This window comes from Pseudomonas sp. 21615526, from assembly GCF_013386245.1.
In the GTDB taxonomy this organism is placed as follows: domain Bacteria; phylum Pseudomonadota; class Gammaproteobacteria; order Pseudomonadales; family Pseudomonadaceae; genus Aquipseudomonas.
The window spans coordinates 21,148-27,345 of the sequence record NZ_JACAOM010000128.1 but is presented as its reverse complement, the minus strand read 5'-3'; the positions used below and the strand labels follow the sequence as shown (position 1 = coordinate 27,345).

7 protein-coding genes are annotated in these 6,198 nt (G+C 62.3%); 3 read left to right on the top strand and 4 right to left on the bottom strand.

What is annotated here, in order from left to right:
- Positions 1-74 precede the first annotated feature (74 nt).
- From ycaC to HX786_RS27665, 3 genes are read right to left on the bottom strand one after another with little or no spacing between them, the layout of a single operon-like run.
- Positions 75-698, bottom strand: coding sequence for an isochorismate family cysteine hydrolase YcaC (gene ycaC / locus HX786_RS27675; protein WP_161635723.1), 624 nt, complete (start codon positions 696-698; stop codon positions 75-77).
- 18 nt (positions 699-716) lie between these two features.
- Entirely contained in the window at positions 717-2,555 is a 1,839-nt protein-coding gene (locus tag HX786_RS27670) for an amidohydrolase (RefSeq protein ID WP_003207313.1), read from the bottom strand.
- On the bottom strand, positions 2,552-3,142 hold the full coding sequence (locus HX786_RS27665) for an antibiotic biosynthesis monooxygenase (protein ID WP_178912879.1): 591 nt from the start codon (positions 3,140-3,142) through the stop codon (positions 2,552-2,554). Before HX786_RS27665 ends, HX786_RS27670 begins: the two co-directional genes overlap by 4 nt.
- A 171-nt stretch (positions 3,143-3,313) precedes the next feature.
- Here HX786_RS27665 and HX786_RS27660 point away from each other — a divergent pair, with 171 nt between their 5' ends.
- The 3 genes from HX786_RS27660 (at position 3,314) to HX786_RS27650 (ending at position 5,036) form a co-directional block, all read left to right on the top strand.
- On the top strand, positions 3,314-3,745 hold the full coding sequence (locus tag HX786_RS27660; RefSeq protein WP_134326334.1) for an AraC family transcriptional regulator: 432 nt from the start codon (positions 3,314-3,316) through the stop codon (positions 3,743-3,745).
- Between the two features lie 83 nt (positions 3,746-3,828).
- Positions 3,829-4,551: a pirin family protein gene (locus tag HX786_RS27655; protein ID WP_177123601.1), complete on the top strand. Its 723-nt coding sequence runs from the start codon at positions 3,829-3,831 to the stop codon at positions 4,549-4,551.
- 137 nt (positions 4,552-4,688) lie between these two features.
- Positions 4,689-5,036, top strand: coding sequence for a hypothetical protein (locus tag HX786_RS27650; RefSeq protein WP_023658746.1), 348 nt, complete (start codon positions 4,689-4,691; stop codon positions 5,034-5,036).
- Between the two features lie 136 nt (positions 5,037-5,172).
- Here the strand turns inward: HX786_RS27650 and HX786_RS27645 are convergent, their stop codons facing one another.
- On the bottom strand, positions 5,173-6,171 hold the full coding sequence (locus HX786_RS27645) for a quinone oxidoreductase (RefSeq protein WP_178912878.1): 999 nt from the start codon (positions 6,169-6,171) through the stop codon (positions 5,173-5,175).
- Between the last annotated feature and the right edge of the window lie 27 nt (positions 6,172-6,198).

Below are 6,198 nucleotides of genomic sequence, written 5' to 3'. Positions count from 1 at the left end.
ATGTATTGACTGGCACACCGCCTTCGCGAGCAAGCCCGCTCCCACATTGGATTACCTGCATATCAGAGAGCGGTTTATTTGGCCGTCAGCGCCGAGTAGCTGTTCATCAAATTGCGATAGTTGGGAATACGCGGCGACAGCAGATTCGCCAGGCCTTCCATGTCGTTGCGCCAGTCCACCTGCAGCTCGCAGGCCACCGAGAACCAGTTCACCAGCTGTGCACCGGCCGCCGTCATGCGTGCCCACGCCGCCTGTTGCACGGTCTCATTGAAGGTGCCCGAAGCATCGGTGACCACAAACACTTCAAACCCTTCAGCCAGGGCCGACAGCGTCGGGAAGGTCACGCACACGTCGGTCACCACACCGGCAATGATCAGTTGCTTGCGGCCGGTGGCTTTCACTGCCTTGACGAAATCTTCGTTGTCCCATGCGTTGATCTGGCCAGGGCGCGGGATGTACGGCGCGTCCGGGAACAGTTCTTTCAGCTCCGGCACCATCGGGCCGTTGGGGCCGCTTTCGAAACTGGTGGTGAGGATAGTCGGCAGCTTGAAGAACTTGGCCAGGTCCGCCAGGGCCAGCACGTTGTTCTTGAACTCGTTGGGCGAGAAGTCCTGCACCAGGGAAATCAGGCCGGTCTGGTGATCCACCAGCAGGACCACGGCGTCATCTTTGTTCAGGCGTTTGTAAGTCATGGGAATACTCTTTTGGGGTTAGATTCAGAAGGCAAAACACGAGCAGCCAAACGCGCCCCAGAAACCCTGGAAGTCGCTGACCGGCACGTTCGAGAGACGCGCCCGTTCATGGCTATGGGCATGCACGCCACAGGGGCCGCTGCACTGGTGCACCTGGGCTTGCAGCGCTGACGCCGGGCGCCAGTGGCCCGGTACCTTGACCACCGGCGACCAGTCCGGCAGCACCGGCACGCTGGGTGGTGCGAAATCTTCAAAGTCGCCGGCGCCGTACACCACCTTGCCGCCGACCACGGTGAGTACCGATTCGATCCACTTGATGGCCTCCTCATCGACACTGAAGAAGTCCGCCGACAGTGCCGCCACGTCCGCCAGTTGGCCGACCTTGATCTGGCCCTTCTTGCCCTGCTCGGAGGAGAACCAGGCGCTGCCGTGGGTGAACAGTTCCAGGGCCGTCAGCCGGGGCAGCCCCTCGGCGTGCAGTTCCAGCCCGCCGACGGTGCGGCCGCTGACCATCCAGTACAGCGAGGTCCAGGGGTTGTAGCTCGACACCCGGGTGGCGTCGGTGCCAGCGCCCACCGGCACGCCTTCGGCGAGCATGCGTTTGATCGGCGGCGTGGCCTCGGCGGCCTTGGCGCCGTAGCGCTCCACAAAGTACTCACCCTGGAACGCCATGCGGTCCTGGATCGCGATGCCGCCGCCCAGCGCCCGCACGCGCTCGATGTTCTGCGGGGTGATGGTTTCGGCGTGATCGAAGAACCATGGCAAGCCGTTGAACGGGATGTCGCGGTTGACCTTCTCGAACACGTCGAGCATCCGCGAGATCGACTCGTTGTAGGTGGCGTGCAGGCGGAACGGCCAGCGCTGTTCCACCAGGTGGCGCACCACCGGTTCCAGTTCCTGCTCCATGGTCAGCGGCAGGTCTGGGCGTGGTTCGAGGAAGTCTTCGAAGTCGGCCGCCGAGAACACCAGCATTTCGCCGGCGCCGTTGTGGCGCAGGTAGTCGTCGCCCTGATGCAGGGTCACGCTGCCGGTCCAGTTCTTGAAGTCGCTGAGTTCTTCCTTGGGCTTCTGGGTGAACAGGTTGTACGCGATGCGCACGGTCAGTTGCTGGTCCTTGGCCAACTGTTCGATCACGGCGTAATCGTCGGGATAGTTCTGGAAACCACCGCCGGCGTCGATGGCGCTGGTCAGCCCCAGGCGGTTGAGTTCGCGCATGAACTGGCGGGTGGAATTCACCTGGTATTCCAGGGGCAGTTTCGGGCCCTTGGCCAGGGTCGCGTAGAGAATCATCGCGTTGGGCCGCGCCACCAGCATGCCGGTGGGGTTGCCGTTATGGTCGCGCACGATCTCGCCGCCGGGCGGGTTCGGTGTGTCCTTGGTGTAGCCAGCCACGCGCAGGGCGGCGCGGTTGAGCAAGGCCCGGTCATACAGGTGCAACACGAACACCGGCGTATCGGGGGCGGCCTGGTTGAGCTCGTCGAGGGTGGGCATGCGTTTTTCCGCGAACTGGAATTCGTTCCAGCCGCCCACCACCCTCACCCACTGCGGCGTGGGCGTGCGGTCAGCCTGATCCTTGAGCATGCGCAGGGCATCGGCCAGTGACGGCACGCCTTCCCAGCGCAGTTCGAGGTTGTAGTTCAGGCCGCCACGGATCAGGTGCAGGTGCGAGTCGTTGAGGCCAGGGATGACGGTGCGACCCTTGAGGTCGATGACCTGGGTACCACTGCCGCGCAGGGCCATGGCTTCGCCGTCGGTGCCCACCGCGACGAAGCGTCCCTGGTGGATCGCAACTGCCGTGGCGCGGGGATTTTCACGGTCCACGGTGTGGAACTGGCCATTGAACAGAATCAGGTCGGCGTTCATAGGGTTTCCTTTACAGAGGCTTCAAGCCAGGGCGCGAACAGACGGGTGGCCGCCGGCATCAGCAGGTAAACCACCAGTAAAACGATGGTCAGGGTGACCAGGAAGGTGGCGACGATGTAGTTGGACAGTAACGGGTGCAGCCGCAGTACCGGGCCCCAGATGATCGGCACCAGCAAGGTCAGCGGCAGGATCACCAGCAGCGTGACCACTGCCTGTTTCCAGCGCGGCGGCTTGGCGGCAGCATCGGCCAGGGGCGAGAACCAGAACTCGTTGACCGCGCCGACTTCGGTCTGGTCGCCGTCGGCCAGCATCGGTGCGGCTTGGTTGATCAGCTCCAGGCGCTGCGGCGAATCGAGCCAGCGCTCCAGGTCTTCGGTGGAGCGGTAACGCAGCACGCAGGTGAACAACGCAAGGCCGCCCTGCTTGCTGCGCACAACGTCAACGCCGAGGTGGCCGGGACGCTCGCCGGCAATGCGTACGATGCGTCGCAGCCAGGCTTCGTAGTCGGCTTCAAGCCCGGGTTTTATGCGGTGCTTGACCACCAGGGTCACGACCTCGTCCGGCCCGCCTTGTGCTGTTGAGTCCATCGTGCCCTTCCCCTGGATGCTTGAACGTTCGCGCTAGTGTGCGACGGCCCGATCCAGAAAAATTGCATGCATGTGCTCAGTTCAACAGATGCTTGCAGCGGTCTACACTGGGGATTCATTCACCGGTAAGGTGTGTGAAAACAAGCGCCCATCGACCACGGATTAGCGATCATGGCTCAACCAGCAGCTGCAACCGGAACCCTGTGTTCAGAGCGGGAACAGAGGGTCAAGCAATTGATCCTCGCCAATCTTGCTGGCCCCCTGGAGGTGACGGAACTGGCTCGCGCCTGTGAGCTGTCCCGCAGCCATTTCTCCAGGGCCTTCAAGCGCACCACCGGTGTATCACCCCAGGAATGGATTCGCCAGCAACGCATCAAGCAGGCCAAGGTGCTGATCACCGGCTCCGCCCTGAGCCTGACGCAGATCAGCCAGGAATGCGGGTTCTGCGACCAGGCGCACTTCTGTCACCTGTTCAGCCGCAGCGAAGGCGTGAACCCAATGGCCTGGCGCAAACTTCAGCTGCGCTACCGCCATCATCTGCGGACGGCACAGCTGGCGATCGTCAACCTAAAAGAGACAGTTATTCCGATTACAGCTTCTTAATCAACCTATCGTTAACCAGTAATCTTCTCCTCACACCGAAGCCCTGCATCTCGCAGCCAGGCTTCCCTTGAGGAGAACACCCCATGCTGACCCTTCGCAAAGCCTCGGAACGCGGCGCCGCCAATCACGGTTGGTTAAAGTCGTTCCACACCTTCTCGTTCGCCAACTACTGGAATCCCAAAGAACAGGGTTTTTCCGACCTGCTGGTGATCAACGATGACCGGGTTGCCGCCGGCAAGGGCTTCGGCCAACACCCGCACCGCGACATGGAGATTTTCTCCTATGTGCTCGAAGGCGCCCTGGAACACAAGGACACCCTGGGCACCGGTTCGGTGATTCGCCCCGGCGACGTGCAACTGATGAGCGCCGGCAGCGGCGTGGCCCACAGCGAGTTCAACCACAGCCACACCCAGGGCGTGCACTTCCTGCAAATCTGGATCGTGCCGGAGGTGGCGGGCGCCGAACCGCGCTATCAGCAGGAGCACTTCACCGAGGCGCAAAAACGCGGCCGGTTGCAGTTGATCATCTCGCCGGAAGGCACCGACGGCTCCCTCGGCGTGCGCCAGGACGCGCGGGTGTATGCCGGGCTGTTCAACGGCTTTGAAACCGCCAGCCTGCCGCTGGCCCCGGAACGCTACGCCTACATCCATGTGGCGCGGGGCAGCGTTGAAGTCAATGGCCAGCGCTTGCACGAAGGCGACGGCGCCCGAGTGCGCGATGAGCGGGAGATTCACCTGAGCCGTGGGGAGGACGCCGAGGTGCTGGTGTTCGACCTGCGCCCTCGGGAACTGCCAGAAATGCCGTGATGAGCGACGCGATGGCCCGGGAAAACGGGCCATCGCTGGCGTCGATAGTCACCATCAGCCCAATGAAGTTCTCTTAAAAAATCTGCCGCGTAACATCGCATCCATACCAACCAACGACTTTCCCGGAGCACACCCTCATGAAACGCCAACTCTTGCTTAGCCTCGCTTTCTCGGTACTTGCTGTAAGCGCCTTTACCCAACCTGCCCTCGCTGAAGGCGGCGCGGATCGCCTGATGGACAGCCGCGTGGCTGAGGGTGGGTCTGACCGTATGCTGGAACGTCGTGTTGCTGAAGGTGGTTCTGATCGCCTGCTGGAACGTCGTGTTGCTGAAGGTGGTGCTGATCGCCTTCAAGAAAACCGTGTAGCTGAAGGTGGCGCTGAGCGTCTTCAAGGCAACCGTGTAGCTGAAGGTGGTGCAGACCGTCTTCAAGAAAACCGTGTAGCTGAAGGTGGCGCTGACCGCCTGATGGAAAACCGCGCGTAACCCCTGTCGTTCGCGGTTCACCCCCAGCCGGCCTGATCAGCCGGCTTTTTTTCGCCTACTGTTAACTGATCCTCACAAGCGCCACGACCCCTGTGGCGAGGGAGCAAGCTCCCTCGCCACACAAGCTCTCTGGCCATTAGTGAAGTTCACGGTCCAGCCACACCACCGCCTTGCCAATCTGCTGCCGTGCCTCAATCCTCGCGTGCACCTGCTGCACCTCTTCCAGGGCGTAATGCCCTTCGATATCCACCGTCAGCGAACCTTCAAGTATCGCCGCAAACACCGCATTGGCACGCCTCTGCACCGTAGGCCCGTCGGCCATGTGGTCGTTGAGCCGTGGGCGAGTCAGGAACAGTGAACCGGCCTCCCCCAACTCCATCGGATCGAGGTCAGTGATCGAACCGGAGACGTTGCCGTAATTGACGATCAGCCCCCGCGTACGACAGGCCTTGAAGCTTTCACGCAAGGTGGCCTTACCCACCGAATCGAACACCACGTCCACACCCCGCCCCTGCGTTACCTGCAAGACTCGATCGGCAAACCCGTCGTATGGCCAGGCGTGATCAGCACCGCGCTGAAGGGCAATCGCACATTTTTCAGTGCTGCTGCCGGTGGTGAATACCGTGGCACCGAGTCGCCGGGCCATTTGCACCAGCAACTGGCCGATGCTGCCGGACGCGGCATGGATCAGGCAGCTGTTGCCCGCCTGCAACCGCGCAACATCTTCAATCAGGTAGTGAGCCGTGCAGCCCTGGAACATCGCCGCAGCCGCCTGATCGAAGCTGATCGCATTGGGAATTTGCGCCACCCGCGCGGCGGGTACGCTGGCGTATTCAGCGAACGCGCCCCAGGCAATGCACCAGGCCACCCGATCACCCGGCGCCAGATGGCTCACGCCCTCGCCCACCGCCACCACCACACCCGCGCCTTCCATGCCCAGGGTGCACGGCAGCCGTACCGGGTAGGTCACCGAGCTGGCGTATTTGCCCTGGCGGGTGTGCACATCCATGAAATTGATCCCGGCGCAGGCCACCTTGACCAGCACATGGCCGGGAGTCACCTGAGGTGTAGGGACATCGTGGCGCAGTTGAACAACTTCCGGGCCGCCGTAGGTTTCAAGGGTGAGGGCTTTCATCGCGGGACAACTCCGTTTGCAGTGGGA